Annotated in this window: 13 protein-coding genes; 4 read left to right on the plus strand and 9 right to left on the minus strand. The window is 66.5% G+C overall.

Translation table 11 applies throughout. The features are described from left to right. Positions 1 to 329: 329 nt before the first annotated feature. From RTM68_RS11780 to RTM68_RS11790, 3 genes are all read left to right on the plus strand, one after another. Positions 330 to 557 (plus strand): DUF2188 domain-containing protein, encoded by a 228-nt coding sequence (locus RTM68_RS11780; RefSeq protein ID WP_312171069.1) that lies wholly within the window; start codon positions 330 to 332, stop codon positions 555 to 557. A 229-nt stretch (positions 558 to 786) separates the two neighbouring features. Continuing rightward, positions 787 to 1,971: an aminotransferase class I/II-fold pyridoxal phosphate-dependent enzyme gene (locus RTM68_RS11785; protein WP_312171072.1), complete on the plus strand. Its 1,185-nt coding sequence runs from the start codon at positions 787 to 789 to the stop codon at positions 1,969 to 1,971. A gap of 187 nt (positions 1,972 to 2,158) precedes the next feature. Further along, a complete protein-coding gene (locus tag RTM68_RS11790; RefSeq protein ID WP_312171075.1) occupies positions 2,159 to 3,274 on the plus strand; it encodes a GntR family transcriptional regulator in 1,116 nt (371 codons plus the stop codon). Positions 3,275 to 3,571: 297 nt separating this feature from the next. Here RTM68_RS11790 and RTM68_RS11795 read toward each other — a convergent pair whose 3' ends face one another. From RTM68_RS11795 to RTM68_RS11835, 9 genes are all read right to left on the minus strand, one after another. After that, a complete protein-coding gene (locus RTM68_RS11795; protein ID WP_312171077.1) occupies positions 3,572 to 4,687 on the minus strand; it encodes a glycoside hydrolase family 76 protein in 1,116 nt (371 codons plus the stop codon). A gap of 108 nt (positions 4,688 to 4,795) precedes the next feature. Continuing rightward, positions 4,796 to 6,049 carry an ABC transporter substrate-binding protein gene (locus RTM68_RS11800; protein ID WP_312171080.1) on the minus strand — a complete coding sequence of 418 codons (1,254 nt, stop codon included), beginning with the start codon at positions 6,047 to 6,049 and terminating at the stop codon, positions 4,796 to 4,798. Between the two features lie 49 nt (positions 6,050 to 6,098). After that, positions 6,099 to 7,055 carry a carbohydrate ABC transporter permease gene (locus RTM68_RS11805; protein WP_312171082.1) on the minus strand — a complete coding sequence of 319 codons (957 nt, stop codon included), beginning with the start codon at positions 7,053 to 7,055 and terminating at the stop codon, positions 6,099 to 6,101. Continuing rightward, on the minus strand, positions 7,055 to 8,017 hold the full coding sequence (locus tag RTM68_RS11810; RefSeq protein ID WP_312171085.1) for a sugar ABC transporter permease: 963 nt from the start codon (positions 8,015 to 8,017) through the stop codon (positions 7,055 to 7,057). The genes RTM68_RS11805 and RTM68_RS11810 overlap by 1 nt, the downstream gene beginning before the upstream one ends. After that, positions 8,014 to 9,354, minus strand: coding sequence for a glycoside hydrolase family 125 protein (locus tag RTM68_RS11815; RefSeq protein ID WP_312171088.1), 1,341 nt, complete (start codon positions 9,352 to 9,354; stop codon positions 8,014 to 8,016). The genes RTM68_RS11810 and RTM68_RS11815 overlap by 4 nt, the downstream gene beginning before the upstream one ends. Positions 9,355 to 9,647: 293 nt before the next feature. Beyond that, a complete protein-coding gene (locus RTM68_RS11820; RefSeq protein WP_312171090.1) occupies positions 9,648 to 10,691 on the minus strand; it encodes a LacI family DNA-binding transcriptional regulator in 1,044 nt (347 codons plus the stop codon). A 35-nt stretch (positions 10,692 to 10,726) separates the two neighbouring features. Continuing rightward, entirely contained in the window at positions 10,727 to 11,650 is a 924-nt protein-coding gene (locus RTM68_RS11825; RefSeq protein WP_312171093.1) for a carbohydrate ABC transporter permease, read from the minus strand. Then, the gene (locus RTM68_RS11830) at positions 11,647 to 12,618 is read right to left on the minus strand and encodes a sugar ABC transporter permease (protein WP_312171096.1); all 972 of its coding nucleotides are present in this window, start codon (positions 12,616 to 12,618) and stop codon (positions 11,647 to 11,649) included. The genes RTM68_RS11825 and RTM68_RS11830 overlap by 4 nt, the downstream gene beginning before the upstream one ends. A 12-nt stretch (positions 12,619 to 12,630) precedes the next feature. Continuing rightward, positions 12,631 to 13,947, minus strand: coding sequence for an extracellular solute-binding protein (locus tag RTM68_RS11835; protein ID WP_312171099.1), 1,317 nt, complete (start codon positions 13,945 to 13,947; stop codon positions 12,631 to 12,633). Positions 13,948 to 14,125: 178 nt separating this feature from the next. Here RTM68_RS11835 and RTM68_RS11840 point away from each other — a divergent pair, with 178 nt between their 5' ends. Continuing rightward, a complete protein-coding gene (locus tag RTM68_RS11840) occupies positions 14,126 to 14,914 on the plus strand; it encodes an alpha/beta hydrolase (protein ID WP_312171101.1) in 789 nt (262 codons plus the stop codon). The last annotated feature ends 108 nt before the right edge of the window (positions 14,915 to 15,022 follow it).

Here is a 15,022-nt window from a genome sequence, read left to right on the forward strand (position 1 = left end):
TGATCGCGACCGTGCGCCCGAGGTGAGAGTCCTCGGCGCGATAGACGGTCGCCATACCGCCTCTTCCGACGCGATCGTGCAGCACGTATCGTCCATCGAGCAGTGCCGCGGTCGGCGACATCACTTCCAGCGTCATCGAGCGCTCCTCGTGCAGGCATCCGGGTCCTGCCGTAATTCACGCTAGCGCTGGTCGCAGAAGACGGCGTTGGGGTTGACGTGCGCCCCGATTCATGGATGCGGAGCGTCCGACGGGATGCAATGACGCTGTCAAGGCCCTCCTGGGTGTCCGATGCCTCACGTAGAAAAGAGGGAGATCGAAAGGACGTGGCATGGCCGCAGGCGACATCGAGACGTTCCAGCGAGACGGGATCTGGTTCAACCGCATCGAAGGCGAGTCCCGCACGCTGGGTTCCAGCTTCGAGACCGAGGACGAAGCTGTCCGGGTAGGACGGGGAGCGGCTGCCGCGCGGCAGGTCGTGCACACCGTGCGCACCGAACAGGGGCCGTCGGATTCCGGCAACCTGCATGACTGGCATCCGCGCGACCTCATGAATTGAGGGCGGCTGCCCGGTGAAGGCCGGGCCGAACGGCGCCGGCGGCTCGGCATCCGCCCGTCATGCATCGACACGAGAATCGCCGCAGGAGCACCGCCGTCTCTAGGGTGGAAGCTCGCGATGTGAAGGAGTTGCCGTGTCTGAGATCTCGACCATGACGAGTGGCCTCGTGAGCATGCGCCGTGTGGGTGCCGCCGTTCGATGTCGGTTCGCGGGCTGAGAGCCGCTCGCCATGGCCTCCGACTTCGCCGCTGCGCAGCATCCGTTCGATTCCCGCACGAGATTCGACCTCGACCGGCCCGAGAGCCGCAAGTGGAGTCTGCACCCAGGACACATCGGCGCCTGGGTCGCCGAGATGGACTTCGGGGTCGCGCCGGTGATCGCCGAGGCGATGCACCGCGCGATCGACGAGGAGAACCTCGGCTACCTGTCGCCTCCGCTGGCCGCCAGGCTCGGCGAGGCGACGGCCGGATGGATGCAGAGCGAGTACGGCTGGTCCATCGATCCCGAGCGCGTGCACCCGGTGTCCGACGTGATGGCCGCACTGCGCGTCGCCGTCGAGGAGTATGCGCCCGCGGGGTCGCCCGTGATCGTGCCGACTCCGGCATATATGCCGTTTCTGACATATCTTCCGGCGATCGGGCATCCGGTGATCGAGGTGCCCGGTGTCGACGTTGACGGGCGCTGGCATCACGACCTGCAGCGCATCGATGAGGCGTTCGCCGTCGGCGCCCGCACCCTCGTGCTCTGCAACCCGCACAACCCCACCGGAACCGTGGTCGAGCGATCGGAGCTCGAGGCGCTCGCCGAGATCGTCGAGCGTCACGGCGGGAGGGTGTTCGCCGACGAGATCCACGCGCCGCTGCGCTTCGACGGCCGCCCCTTCATCCCGTATGCATCGCTGTCGGAGGCGACGGCGGCGCACACCGTCACCGGCACGAGCGCCTCGAAGGCGTGGAACATCCCGGGGCTCAAGACTGCGCAGCTGATCACCTCGAACGACGCCGATCAGCAGCTCTACCGTCGCTTCGGGTTCTCGGTGCAGCACGGCGCCGCGACGCTCGGCGTGGTCGCCTCGACGGCCGCGTATCGCGAGGGCAAGCCGTGGCTCGACGGTGTGCTCGACTACCTGTCTGAGTCGCGGCGCACACTCGGCGCGCTGGTCGACGAGCACCTTCCCGGCGCCGTGTACCGGGAGCCCGATGCCACCTACATCGGCTGGATCGACACGAGCGCGCTCGGGATCGAGGGTGCGCCGGCGGCGTTCTTCCGCGAGCACGCGGGCGTCGTGCTGACCGAGGGGGCGCTGCTCGGGCACGGGTACGAGGACTTCGTGCGGGTCGTCCTCGCGACTCCGCGGCCGATCCTGCGCGAGGCATTGGCGTCGATGGGGGAGGCGGTCCGGGCGGGGCGCTGAGCCCGAGGGGTGTCGGCCCGCGTTGCGAATCGACCTCGCAAGGGTGCAGGGCCAGAAGCGCACCGGAATCGTCCTGTTCGGGTGCGGAATCGACCCCGCAGAGGAGCGGTGCCGGAAAAGTCTCCGGCACACCCCACCCGTAGCCTGTAGATTTAATATAACTATTGGCTGACACGGATGGACTGGCGTGCTCTACAAGCGGGTGTATGAATCGTTGCGCGAGTCGATCTCGCGGGGGGAGTACGCGGTCGGCGACCGCCTGCCGTCCGAGGCGGAGCTGTCGAGCCGCTTCGAGGTCAGTCCGATCACGGTGAAGCGCGCGCTCGAGCTGCTGCGCACCGACGGCATGATCATGCGTCGCCCGCGCATCGGCACCGTGGTGACGAGCGCGACGCCTACGGCGCCGCAGGCTCCCGCCCGTGCGCAGAGCGACGCGGACCGCGTCCCGTCGCTCATCGGATGCGTCATCACGAGCTTCGACGACACGTTCGGCAACAAGGTGATCGAGGGGATCCTCGAGGCGGCGGGCGCCGACACGCACATCGTCTTCAAGCGTTCGGGCGGAGACCTCGACGAGGAGGATGCCTGCATCCGCGCCCTGATCGGCGCCGGTGTCGAGGGCCTGATCCTGCTCCCCAGCTCGTCGGAGTACATCCCGCCGGCCGCGCTCGAGCTCGTGGCGAAGAAGTTCCCCGTCGTGATCATCGATCGACTTTTCGACGGCATCCCGGTATCTGCCGTGTGCTCCGACAACCTCGCGGGCGGACGCGCGGCCACCGAGCACCTGCTCGGACTCGGCCACAGGACGGTCGGTTTCGTGAGCTCCACTAGTCACGTCTCGTCGAACGATGATCGCCGTAACGGGTACATCCACGCGCACGCCTCGAACCATCTGCCGCTCGAGAACAGTGCCGAGCTGCGCACGATCGGTTCGACCGTGCCCGGCAGCTCCGACACGATCGAGCAGGACATCGCCCGCCTCGTGGAGTTCGTCGAGCAGCATCCCGACATCACCGGATACGTCGCTGCCGAGTACAACATCGCGCTCATGCTGCGCGAAGCCTGCCACCGCCTCGGCCTCGAGGTTCCGACCGACATCTCGATCGTGTGCTTCGACCACCCGGATGCCACCTTCGACACCCGGCTGTTCCGCTACAGCCACATCCGCCAGGAGCAGCGCACCCTGGGAGAGAAGGCTGTCGAGTCGGTGCGTCGACAGATCGGAAAGCCCAGCGAGATCGAGAAGGTCGTGCTGCCGACGGAGCTCGTGATCGGGGTCTCATCGGCGGCTCCGCGGGCCTGACGCAGCGACCGGGGCGGGAACCGGGGACGCGCACGATCTGCGTGCGTCGACCCGATCTGCGGGCGTTCTTCCGGAATCGGGACGCAGATCGGGGCACAGTCCGCGGATCGGGGCTGCTGCGCCCGGAATCGGGACGCGGATCGGGGCACAGTCCGCGGATCGGGGCTGCTGCGCCCGGAACCGGGATGCAGACCGGGGCACAGTCCGCGGATCGGGGCTGCTGCGCTGGCGCCAGACACAGGAATCCGCCCGCAGGAAGCCCACGGGCGGATTCCAAGGAATGCCGAGCGGATGCCGTCAGCGCGCGACGCCCACCGCAGCGCTCGGCGCAGCCGCCGCGACCCCGGCCTCCCGGGCTTCGAGCCGTGCCCGCTGCTCGACCGCGAAGATCGCACTGACCATCGTCGAGTAGGGGATCCATTCGACCGGCGGCTTCGACCAGTCGTTACCCGGGCGCAGATGCCCGTCGACCTGGGAGTTCTGCCACAGGGCATCCGTCCCCGCGCGCAGGAACCGCTCGAGCTCGACGCGCTCCGCGGCGTGCGCCTCCGTTCCGGCGAGCACCGCCAGCAGTTCGCCGAGATACCGGTAGTAGACGCCCTTGAACAGGCCTTCGTCACCGCCGTCGCCCTCGTCGGGGAAGACCGTGCCGTCGCTCAGCTCACGCACGGCGGTGGTCGCCGTCTGCACAGCCCGCGTCAGGAAGTCATCATCGCCCGTCGCGCCGAACAGCTCGACCGCGGCGCCGATGTAGAGGCCCTGGTTGTACGTGAAGCGCCACTGGGTGTCGACCGCGCCGTCGTCGTTGCGGTTGATGCCGTCTTCGACGAATCCGTCGGCGCCGACGAGGTTCGCGGTCAGCCAGTCGAAAGCTCGCTGCGCATGCGACAGGTAGTCGTGCGACGAGTCGAGGCGACTCAACCGCACCCCGAGGATCACGAGCGGCCCGTTCGCGGGCGTGTTCTTGTACGCGAGCTGTTGCTTGCGCCACGCGAGGCTCCATCCGAGCGTCTCATTCCACCCCTTGGCGATGACGTGATCCCAGATGGCGATCGCCTCGTCGAGGAACCGCTGCTCGCCGGTCGCGCGATGCACGCGCTCCAGCGCCAGCGCGAACCACAGCATGTCGTCGAAGTAGTCGTTGAAGAGCTGCCCGTCGTTGCGCTCGACGATGTTGTCGCGCGCCGCGATCGCCTGACCGATCCAGGCATCGTCGTCAGTGCGCGCCCACGCGTCGACGCGGGCATCGATCACGTGGGCCAGCCACCAGTAGTTGAAGACCTCGGTGTTGCCCCGGTCGTGCGGGTGGCTGTTGGCGAGGAACTGGATGCCGGGGGCGCCGAAGTAGTGGTCGAGGCTGTGCTGCGCGGTGTCGGCTCGGGCCGACCAGGTCTGCGCGGAAGTGCTGGTCATGGTTCCTTCTCAGGGTCGATGGGTCTGTCATCCCGTTCGAATCGCGCACTTTGCAGTTACCGGACCGGGGTTTCTGCAAAGTGCGCGATTCGAAACGAGAGGAGGGGGTCAGCGGTTCTGGGCCAGCAGCTGGTCGCCCTGTTCCTGGGCGTCCTTCAGGGCCTGCTCGGCCGAGATCTCGCCGGACAGGAAGCGCTCGAGGGCGGGCACGAGTGCCTTGCCCTCGACGTCGGAGAAGCCCTGCACGTTGGGGCGGGTCTGGGCGTAGTTCATCGTCTCGATGAAGGCGGCGTAGTGCTCGTCCTCGGTGAAGTACGGGTCATTCGCGGCCTCGATGTTGGCGGGGATCCAGCCCGAGATCTCACCGAAGGCGACGCCGTTCTCGGCCTCGGTCGTCCACCACTTCATGAACTCCCACGCACCTTCGGCGTTCTTCGCTCCCTCGGGGATGACGAGTCCGAAGCCTCCCATGTAGGCGCCCTGGTCGCCGTTCGGGCCGGCCGGAGGCTGCACGACGCCGTATTCGAGTCCGTCGACCTTGTCGAGGGTCGACAGCGCCCACGGGCCGTCGAGCTTCATGGCCGTGCGGCTCTCGGCGAACGAGTCGCCGGTGTCGCCGAAGCCCTGCTCATAGACGTCCGCATCGAGCAGGCTCTGCCAGAACTCGAGCACTTCGAGGCCCTCGGGGCTGTTGAACGCGGTCTTGGTCTGGTCGTCGGTGAGCAGCTGGCCACCCGCCTGCGCGAGGTACATGTTGAACAGGCCGGGGTCGCTCAGGTCGAGACCCGCCTGCTTCAGCGTGCCGCCGTCTTTCACCGTGAGCGCTTCGGCGGCGGTCTTGAGCTCGTCCCAGTTCGTGGGGGCGGTGACTCCGGCATCCGTCAGCAGCGTCTGGTTGAACAGCAGCGAGCGGTTGTCGACGAGCAGCGGCAGGCCGTAGAGCTCGCCGTCGACCTCCATCTCGCCGAGCGCGGGCTCGTAGAAGATGCTCGTGTCGACGGCATCCTTGTCGATGAACTCGTCGATCGGGGCGAGCGCTCCCTTGGGCGCGTAGAGCGAGGTCTGATAGCGGTCCCACAGCACGACGTCGGGCACCTGCCCGCCGGCGAGCGAGGTGAGCAGCTTCTCTTCGACGAGCTCCTGCGGCACGTACGAGACCTCGTAGTCGTCCTGCGACTCGTTGAACCGCGCGGCCTGTGCGTCGAGCTGGTCGACCTGGTCGCCCGACCATGAGCCCCACATGACGACGGGTTCGGGGCCGTCGCCGCTGCCGCCGGCGTCGCCGCCGGATGCGCAGCCCGCGACGGTGACGGCGAGGGAGGCCGTGGCGATGACCGCCAGTGCTCGCAGGTTCTTCTTCATCGAATGCTCCTTGGTGTGGTGGGTGAGAGGGAAGGAAGTAGCGGGAGGGTCATTTCGAGCCGACGTGCGCGACGCCCTCGATGATGTAGCGCTGCGCGAAGAGGAACACGAGCAGCACGGGCAGGCTGGCGATCACGGTGCCGGCCATGAGGGGGCCGTAGGCGGTCTCGTAGTTGTTGACGAACGACGCGAGTCCGACCTGGACGGTCATCATGTCCTGGCTGTTGAGCACGATCAGCGGCCAGAGGAAGTTGTTCCATCCCGCCTGGAAGCTGATGATGCCGAGCACCGCGAGACCTGCCTTGGCCAGCGGGAAGTAGATGATCGCGAAGATGCGGAACTCGCTCGCACCGTCGATGCGCGCGGCCTCGCCGAGCTCGTCGGGCAGCGTCTCGAAGAACTGCTTCATGAAGAACACCGCGAAGGCGCCGGCGGCCCCGGGGATGATGACGGCCCAGTAGGTGTTGATGAGGCCGAGTCCGCCCTGCCCGAAGATGTCGTTGCCGCCCGCGAACGGGATCGAGCGGAGGATCAGGAACGACGGGATCATCGTGATGATGCCGGGGATCATGAGCGACGACAGGAACACTCCGAACACCGCCGCGCGTCCCGTGAACTGCAGCTTCGCCAAGGCGTAGCCGCCGAGGGCGCCGAAGAAGATGTTCGTCGCCGCGCCGCCGATGCCGAGCACGAGCGAGTTCACGAAGTAACGGCCGAACGGCACCTCCTCGAACACCTGAAGGTAGTTGTCGAGGGTCGCGTTCGCGGGGATCAGGTTGAGAGCGCCGGAGAGGATCTCGGTCGCGGGCTTGAGCGAGGTCGAGATCGTCCACACCAGAGGGGCGACGGTGACGACGCTGATCAGGATGACGCCGATGTACCAGCCGAGGGTCGCGAGACGCTTGCGGGTGGTCGGCTTGCGGCGCGAGGGCAGAGGCGGCGCCACGGGGGTGCCGGCGGCCAGAGCGGTCTCGATGGCGCGGCCACCGCTGAGTGTGTTCGTCATCAGACGCCCTTCCGGTTGTTGAGCTTCGCGTTGAGCAGAGAGAACACGAGGATGATCAGGAAGAGCACGAACGACAGGGCCGACGCGTACCCCATCTCGAGCGCGCCGAAGCCCTTGTTGTAGATGTAATAGACCATCGTCACGGTCGAGTTGCCCGGGCCGCCCTTGGTCAGCACGTAGGCCTGGTCGAAGACCTGGAACGCGCCGATGATGAGCAGCGTCGAGACGAGGAACGTCGTGCGGGTCAACGAGGGCAGGGTCACGTAGCGGAACTGCTGCCATGCGTTCGCGCCGTCGAGCCGCGCGGCTTCGTAGAGTTCGCCCGGAACACCCTGCAGTCCGCCGAGGAAGATGATCATGTTGGCGCCGAATCCGGCCCACACGCTCATCATGACGATCGCGATCATCGCCCACTGCGACTCGTAGAGCCAGGCCGGACCGTCGATGCCGAACCAGCTCAGCGCCACATTGAGCAGGCCGTTCTGCGGGTTCAGCATCCAGAACCAGATCGTCGCGGTCGCGACGGTCGAGGCGACGACCGGGATGTAGAAGAGGGTGCGGAACAGCCGGACCGCGCGGTGGCGGCGGTTGAGCAGCAGGGCCGTGCCGAGGGCGACGACGAGCCCCGCGGGAACGTAGAGCAGCGTGTAGTACGCGGTGTTGCGCAGGGCGATCCAGAAGAAGGGATCGACCGCGATGTCGAGGTAGTTCTGGATGCCGAGCCACTCGACGTCGCCCACGATCGCGTAGTCGGTGAGGCTCAGCACGAGTGCGATGACGATCGGCAGCGCCATGAAGACGACGAACAGCACTCCCGGCACGAGCAGGAACAGCCAGGCATTCCAGGTCATCTGCCTCGCGCTGGGGTTGCGGGACTTGCGCTGCTTGCCGGGGGCGGGCGTCGTGTTCGTCGGGCGGGACTCGTCGACGGATGCCGGCGCAGCCGTGGTCGGGGCGCTCATGCCGGTCGCGCTTCCGTGAGGGAGTCACGACCGAGGGGCTCACGGCGGAGCGTCGCGAGCCCGGTCATGTCGAGCACGAGCTCGCAGAGCATCGCGTTCGCCCACGAGAACCATTCACGCGTGAACACCGACGGATCGGTGACGAGGAAGGATTCGTGCATGAGGCCGGTTCCGGCATCCGTCTCGAGCAGCAGCCGCAGGATGCGCTCCTTCTCTGCCGGGTCGTCGGTCGTCAGTGCTTCGATGCACAGGCCGATCGGCCAGACGTGGTCGACCGGCGTGTGGGGGCTGCCGAGTCCGCTCGAGTCCGTGCCTGAGGCGAGTGTGCCCGAGAAGAAGGTGGGGTTCTCGGGGCTCAGGATGAAGGCGCGCGTCGCGAGGTAGAGCGGATCGTCGGTGCGGCACCAGCCGATCAGCGGCAGCGACAGCAGACTGGGCACGTTCGCGTCATCGAGAAGCAGGATGCCGCCACGGCCATCGACCTCGTAGGCGTACACCTCGGCACCCGACGGGCTCGTGACGACCGTGTGCTCGGCGATGCCCCGCTCGATGTCGGCGCGGAGGCCGCGGGCGCTCGCCGCCAGATCGGGGTCACGCAGCACCTCGTTCGCGAGGGTCTCGATGTGCCGCAGCTCCACCGCGGCGAACATGTTGCCCGGCACGTTGTAGCCGTACTCGCAGGCGTCGTCACTGGGGCGGAACGCCGACCAGGTGAGCCCCGTCGGCACCGTCTCGCCACCGCGCCCGTCGCGCACGAGGGTGTCGCTCGGCGGGCAGTCGAAGCGCTCGAACCGGTAGGCCGAGCGGGCCTCGTGGTCCTGCTCGGTGCGCCAGAGTTCGATGATCGTGCGGGCGGCGCGGGCGAAGGTCTCGCCGAGGTGGTCGGTGCGTCCGGTCGTCGACCACAGGTCATGGGCGAGCTGCACGGGGTAGCAGAGCGAGTCGACCTCGTACTTGCGCTCCCAGATCCACGGCGACTGCTCGGTCAGATCACTCTGGTGTCCGCTGCCGTCGGGTGCGGCGTTGAAGGCGTTGGCGTAGGGATCGAGCAGCACGTACTCGAGCTGTCGGCGCGAGACCGCGGCGATCATGTCGCTGATCGTCTGGTCCTCCGCCGCGAAGTGCAGGTACGGCCCGAGCTGTGCGGTCGAGTCGCGCAGCCACATCGCGGGGATGTCGCCCGTCAGCATGAACAGCGTGCCGTCGGGCATCTCCCGCAGTGTGGTGCCGAGAGTGTTCTCGAAGCAGCGCTCGAACATCGCCGCTGTGGCCTCGTCTGTTCGCGCTCGCACGCGCTCGGCGACGGAGTGGATGAAGGCCGAATGGGTCTGAGCCACGATGCTCCTCGGTGAACCTGAGGTCGCCCCGCTCTGGGCGACATCGCCGAGTGTAGCTCGAAATGAAGATTAAATCTATTTATATGTTTAGGTATAGCGAATGACGGGGCGTAGAGCCGATTGACTGGGACTCGTCCGTCTAATAAGTATATGTAATCGATGCCTTCGTCTCTGCGAACGCGCTCCCAGTCGATCCGCGCGCGGGGTCAGAGGCGTACACGTCGCGCCCGCATCCGGTGCATTCTCGACTTCGCATCGCTGTAGCGGGCCGAATCGACCCCGCCCGCGACGCTCTAGGAACGAGCGCCCGTGACCTCCGGCGTAGACGTGCGCAGCACCGGATATCCCTCGAGCACGACCGAACGGCCTGACGCTCGCTCTTCCGACTCTGCGAGGCGGAAAGCCGCTTCGGCGGCTTCGAGCCAGGGCAGGTGGATGGTGGTGAGCGGGGGATCGATGTCGCGGAGAGCGGGCATGTCGTCGCATCCGGCCACCGCGATGTCACGGCCGATGACGATCCCCTGCTCGCGCAGGCGCACCGAGAGACCGATCGCCATCGAGTCGTTCACGCAGAAGACGACATCGGGAAGGGGGCGACGTCGGAGGATCTCGCCCGCGGCACGATAGCCGCCGTCGTGGCTCGACGCCTGCTGCAGTACACGGTCGAGAGGAACCGTGAGTCCGCTCCGCGCCCAGCCTTCGATGAATCCGTCGGTACGTTCACGGGAGATCTGCCCGAGGCCGACTCCGCCGACGATCATCGGATCGCGGTAGCCGATCCCCGCGAGCGAGGTTGCGAGTTCTGCCGCCGCACGGCGGTCGTCGACGACGACCGAGTCGAAAGGAGTGCCGGAGACGCCGATGACGACGACCCGGCATCCTTCGGCCTCCGCGTGCTTGAGTTCGGCCGCGAGCTCGGGCATGCCCTCGCTCGTCGACGATTCGGTGCCGACGTAGACGATGACCGACGGTCGCTGCCCGCGGAGCAGGCGGATGGCATTCGAGGTCGCGTCGATCGCCGCGGTCTGGGCAACGGCGGTCGTGACGAGCATGCCGCGCTTCGCTGCCGCGTGGAAGACCCCTGTCATCACGGGGTTCTGATAGTCGTCGGGGATGTCGCCGACGACGAGTCCGACGGCACGCGACCGCCCCAGTGCGACGGCTTGGGCGGCGAGGTTGGTCGCATACCCGAGACGGGTGGCGACTGCACGCACTCGGGCCTGCGTCGTCTCGCTGACTCGGCCCGTGCGCCCGTTGAGGGTGCGCGATGCCGTCGATACCGAGACCTCGGCTTCGCGGGCCACGTCTTCCAACGTGACGGCGCCGTTCTCGGTCATCGGATTCCTTCGGGTGCGTGCAGTGCGAGGATAGGTCACTTTATCGCGCCGAGCGTCACGCCCGTCTTCCAGTAGCGCTGCATCGAGATCATCATGATCGCCAGCGGGATCACCGAGATGAGCGCCCCGGTGATGGTCAGCGCGGTGAGATCGACGACGGAGTCGGAGCGGTTGACGAACCAGCTGTAGAGACCGACGGCGAGCGTCCATCTGTCGGATCCGCGCAGCATCGTGAGGGGCAGGAAGAAGTTGTTCCAGTTCGCGACGAACAACAGGATGAAGACGGTTGCGGCCCCCGTGCGCATCATCGGCAGCACGATCGTGAAGAAGATCCGCCATTCGCTCGCGCCGTCGATGCGGGCGGCTTCGAGAAGCTCCTCAGGGATCGAGCCGTCGACGTAGACCTTCGCGAGATAGGCGCCGAACGGTGAGACGAAGAACGGGATCAGCACCGCCCACATGGTGTCGACGATCCCCAGCTGCGAGAACAGCAGGAAGAGCGGCAGGGTGATCAGCGTGCTCGGGATCAGGAACGAGCCGACGACGATTCCGAGCCCGATGCCGCGACCGCGATAGCTGAACTTCGAGAGGGAGTAGCCCACGGCGATCGAGATGAGGGTGCAGACGGCGGCGCCGACGCCCGCGTAGAGAATGGTGTTGAGCACCCACCGGAAGAAGATGCCGTCCTGATAGGTGGCGAGTGATTCGAGGTTCCCCCAGAGGTTGAAGTCGGCGAACCACAGTCCGTTGGAGTTGTAGAGGTCGCGGCGGTCTTTCGTGGCATTGACGATCAGCCACCAGACCGGAGCTACCGAGTACAGCGCGAACAGGATCAGCCCGATCAGGGCGACAAGCTGCTCCGAGCCGGCGCGCCGACGGGGACGAGGGCTGCGGTCGGCGAGCGGCTCCGGCCTCCGAGCCGTCGTCCGCGCGGGCGCCTCGAGGGAGTCGACGGTCACGATGCGTCCTTCCGGGTGGTGAGCCTGTAGAAGCCGAATGAGAGCACGCCCAGCACAGAGGCGAGTACGACCGAGAGCGCGGCGGCGTAGTTGTAGTTGTTGCTGGCGAACGCTTGGAAGTAGATCGACATGATGGGCGTGAAGTCCTTGGTCACCGTCTCGGGCGAGGCTGCGCGAAACAGCAGCGGCTCGTTGAAGATCTGCAGCATGCCGATGATCGACAGCAGCCCGGTGAGTACCAGGCTTCCGCGGATGGCGGGGATCTTGATCGACCACGCGATGCGCATGGCTCCTGCTCCGTCGACGCGGGCCGCCTCGAGTACAGACCTGTCGACCCCCCTCAGTGAGCCGTAGAGGATCAGCATGTTGAAGCCGAGCACCATCCAGACGATGAGATTGCCGATGGAGATCCACAGCATCGACGGCGAGAAGAGGTTCACCTCGATCCCGAAGAAGTCGCCGACCGAGGTGAAGGGGCCGACCCGCGGCGAGTAGAGGTACACCCAGATCAACGAGGCGACGATCGCCGGCACCATGTAGGGCACGAGCAGCGCAGCGCGGAACCCGCTGGCGCGGACTTCGGAGGTCAGGCTGTCGAGCAGGAGGGCGGCGGTCAGGCTCAGGCCGAGCGAGATCGGGATCTGGATGACTGCGAAGATCGCCACCCGAATCATCGAGCCCCAGAAACCCTCGTCGCTGAACGCGCGCACATAGTTGTCGAGTCCGGCGAAGACGACCTCGGTGCCGCCGAGCCCCAGACCGCCGCTGGATTTGACCGAGAAGAAGCTCTGCTGGATGGCGTAGAGGATCGGCAGGACGAAGACGAACGCGAAGCCGATGTAGAACGGCGCCGCGAACGTCATGCCGGCACGGTTCTGGGATGCTCTCCAGCCGCGTCGCGCGGAGGGCGTGGAGCCCGCCGCGCGACGCGTGATGCCGGAAGGTCTGGGGGCAGAGGAGATCGTCATGGTGGCGTGCTGCTACTCAGCGACCTGGATGTTCTTCGCGGTCAGGTCGTCGATCGTCCATTGCTGCATGTGCTCGAGCAGCTGCGACATGGTCGCCTCCTTCGTGATCACCTTCGCCCACCAGTCGGTGAGCTCTTCGGTCGCGGCAGCCTGGTTGGGGCCCTCGATCATCGAGCGTGCGGTGTCCGCCGCCTCGAGAACCACGGCGGGCGCGTCGGCACGGGTCGCACCGAGAAGTTCACTCGGCAGCAGCTGGTCGATCACTGCGGCGGGGTCGGCGACGACCGGGAAGGCCGCCGCGCCCTCGGCTGGGTCGGCCAGCAGGGCGATCGCGTCGGCGTCGGTCGCCGCCCAGCGTGCGAACTCGACAGCGCCCTCCGGGTGCTCGCTCGAGGGCGAGATCCCGTAGATGTTGTAGTAGCTCGGCGAGACGAGTTCCGCATCGTCGGACTCGGCCGGGTAGGGGGCGAGCTCCCAATCTCCGACCGATGAGGCGAAGTTCTGCTCGTAGACGGGCAACTGCCACGTCGAGGTGGTGAACTGCGACAGCTGGCCTGATGCGAAGAACTGCATCAGCGCATCCCACTCGATGTACGTGTTGTTCGAGACGATGTCGGCGTCGATCGCCTGCTGGATGACATCTCCGGCTGCGAGGGACTCCTCTGACGTGAAGCCGATCTTCCACGCGTCGTCCTCGGGCTGCCACCATTCGGCACCGAACTGCGTCGCGAGATCGCGCAGGTACGAAGGGTCCTCGCCCGGCAGGTTCATGCTCTTGATATCGCCCTGCTGCTGCATCGTCTTCGCCTGATCGAGGAACTCGGCCCAATCGGACGGAGCGTCGAACCCGAACTGGCCGAACGTCGCCGTGTTGATCGCGTTGAAGGTGGGGTTCGTCGCATACGGCACGCCGACGACGGTGTCGCCGACGCTGACGAAGTCGAAGGCGCCTTCGGCGATCGCCCCGTCGTCGTTGTCGAACCATTCCGAGATGTCACGCGAGACGCCGTCGGCAACGAAGGACACCGAATAGGTGCGGGGTACCTCGAAGACATCCGGAGCGTTCCCCGCTGTGGTGGCGTTCTGCAACGCCTGTGAGAGGTCGGCATCTCCACCTTGTTCGACGTAGGTGATCTGCGTCTCGGGGTGCTCCTCGTTCCAGAGCTCGACCTGGGCCTTCTGGCCCTGCGTCTTACCCCAGAACGTCAGTTCGACAGGATTGTCGGCCGTGCCCGCGTCCCCGGTGATGCTCGTGCTTCCCGAGCAGGCGGCGAGGCTCAGAACGAGACCACCAACTGTGATGGCCATCAACGCCTTTCGCGCTGTCATCTTCTTCTCCTTTGATGAAGCTGATGCTCCGCTCCAGTGAGCAAGCGCTATCACGATAGGACGCTGTTCAGCGTCTGTCAACACGCGAATAAACAATTTTGGGCTGAGCTAGCGCTTGCGCAGTTTGCGCATCCTCCGGCAGAATGACATCTCGTTCGTATTGACCCGAAGGAGTGAAGTGGCCGCATCGACGCGCACACCGGTGGTGCTCGTGCACGGCTGGGCAGGGTCGGCCGAGAGTTGGCGACCGATCCAGGACGCGCTCGATCCGAGGCGGTGGGATGCGCGTGCAGTGCGGCTCCCCGGCTCGCCGGGAGGCGGGGCTGGGCCCGCGACGATCGGCCACGCTGCACGGATGGTCGTCGACGTGCTCGAAGGCCTCGCGTCTCCTGCCGTACTGATCGGCCACTCGATGGGGGCGCAGGTGACGCTTCTCGCGCACGGGGCTGTGCCCGATCTCGTGCAGAGCGAGATCGTGATCGATGCTGCGTATGCGGGGGACCCGGAATCGCGACCGCGGATGGCGGCGTGGGCGAGGGAGATCGAGCGCGACGGCCTGGCCGGGGTGTCGGACTTCTTCGCCTCGGCGACGCGAGGGATGCGTCCCAGCGATGCTCGACAGGTGCGGGACGACCTGCACGCGACCGCCCCGGCGGTCATCGCGTCATATCTCAGATCGGAGTATGTGGATTCAGATGCGATCGGCTTGAGTCCCGCGACGCAACGTGCCGCGAGCTTCCGTCGAAATCCGGTGCTGTCATTGCACTCGACGATCGAGAGCGTGCAGCGAGAGGCGTCGCTGTTCACGCCGACGGGTTCTGCATCGGATCTCTGGGAAGGTCACGGGCACTACCTCCACCTCGAGAACCCTCCGCGGTTCGCCAAGGCGCTCGATGAATGGCTCGAGAATCACGGTGTAGATCACTTGTCGCAGGCGATGCCGTCTCCGTCGCGGTCGAGGTCGTAGATGTCTGAGCCGACGATGCGCACGGGGCCCTGCACGTACGCGGGGCCGTCGCCGCTGCCGCCGGCGCAGTCGACGTCGCTCGCGATGGGTACGCAGGCATCCGCGTAG

The sequence above is a fragment of the Microbacterium sp. genome, from assembly GCF_031988965.1.
GTDB lineage: Bacteria > Actinomycetota > Actinomycetes > Actinomycetales > Microbacteriaceae > Microbacterium.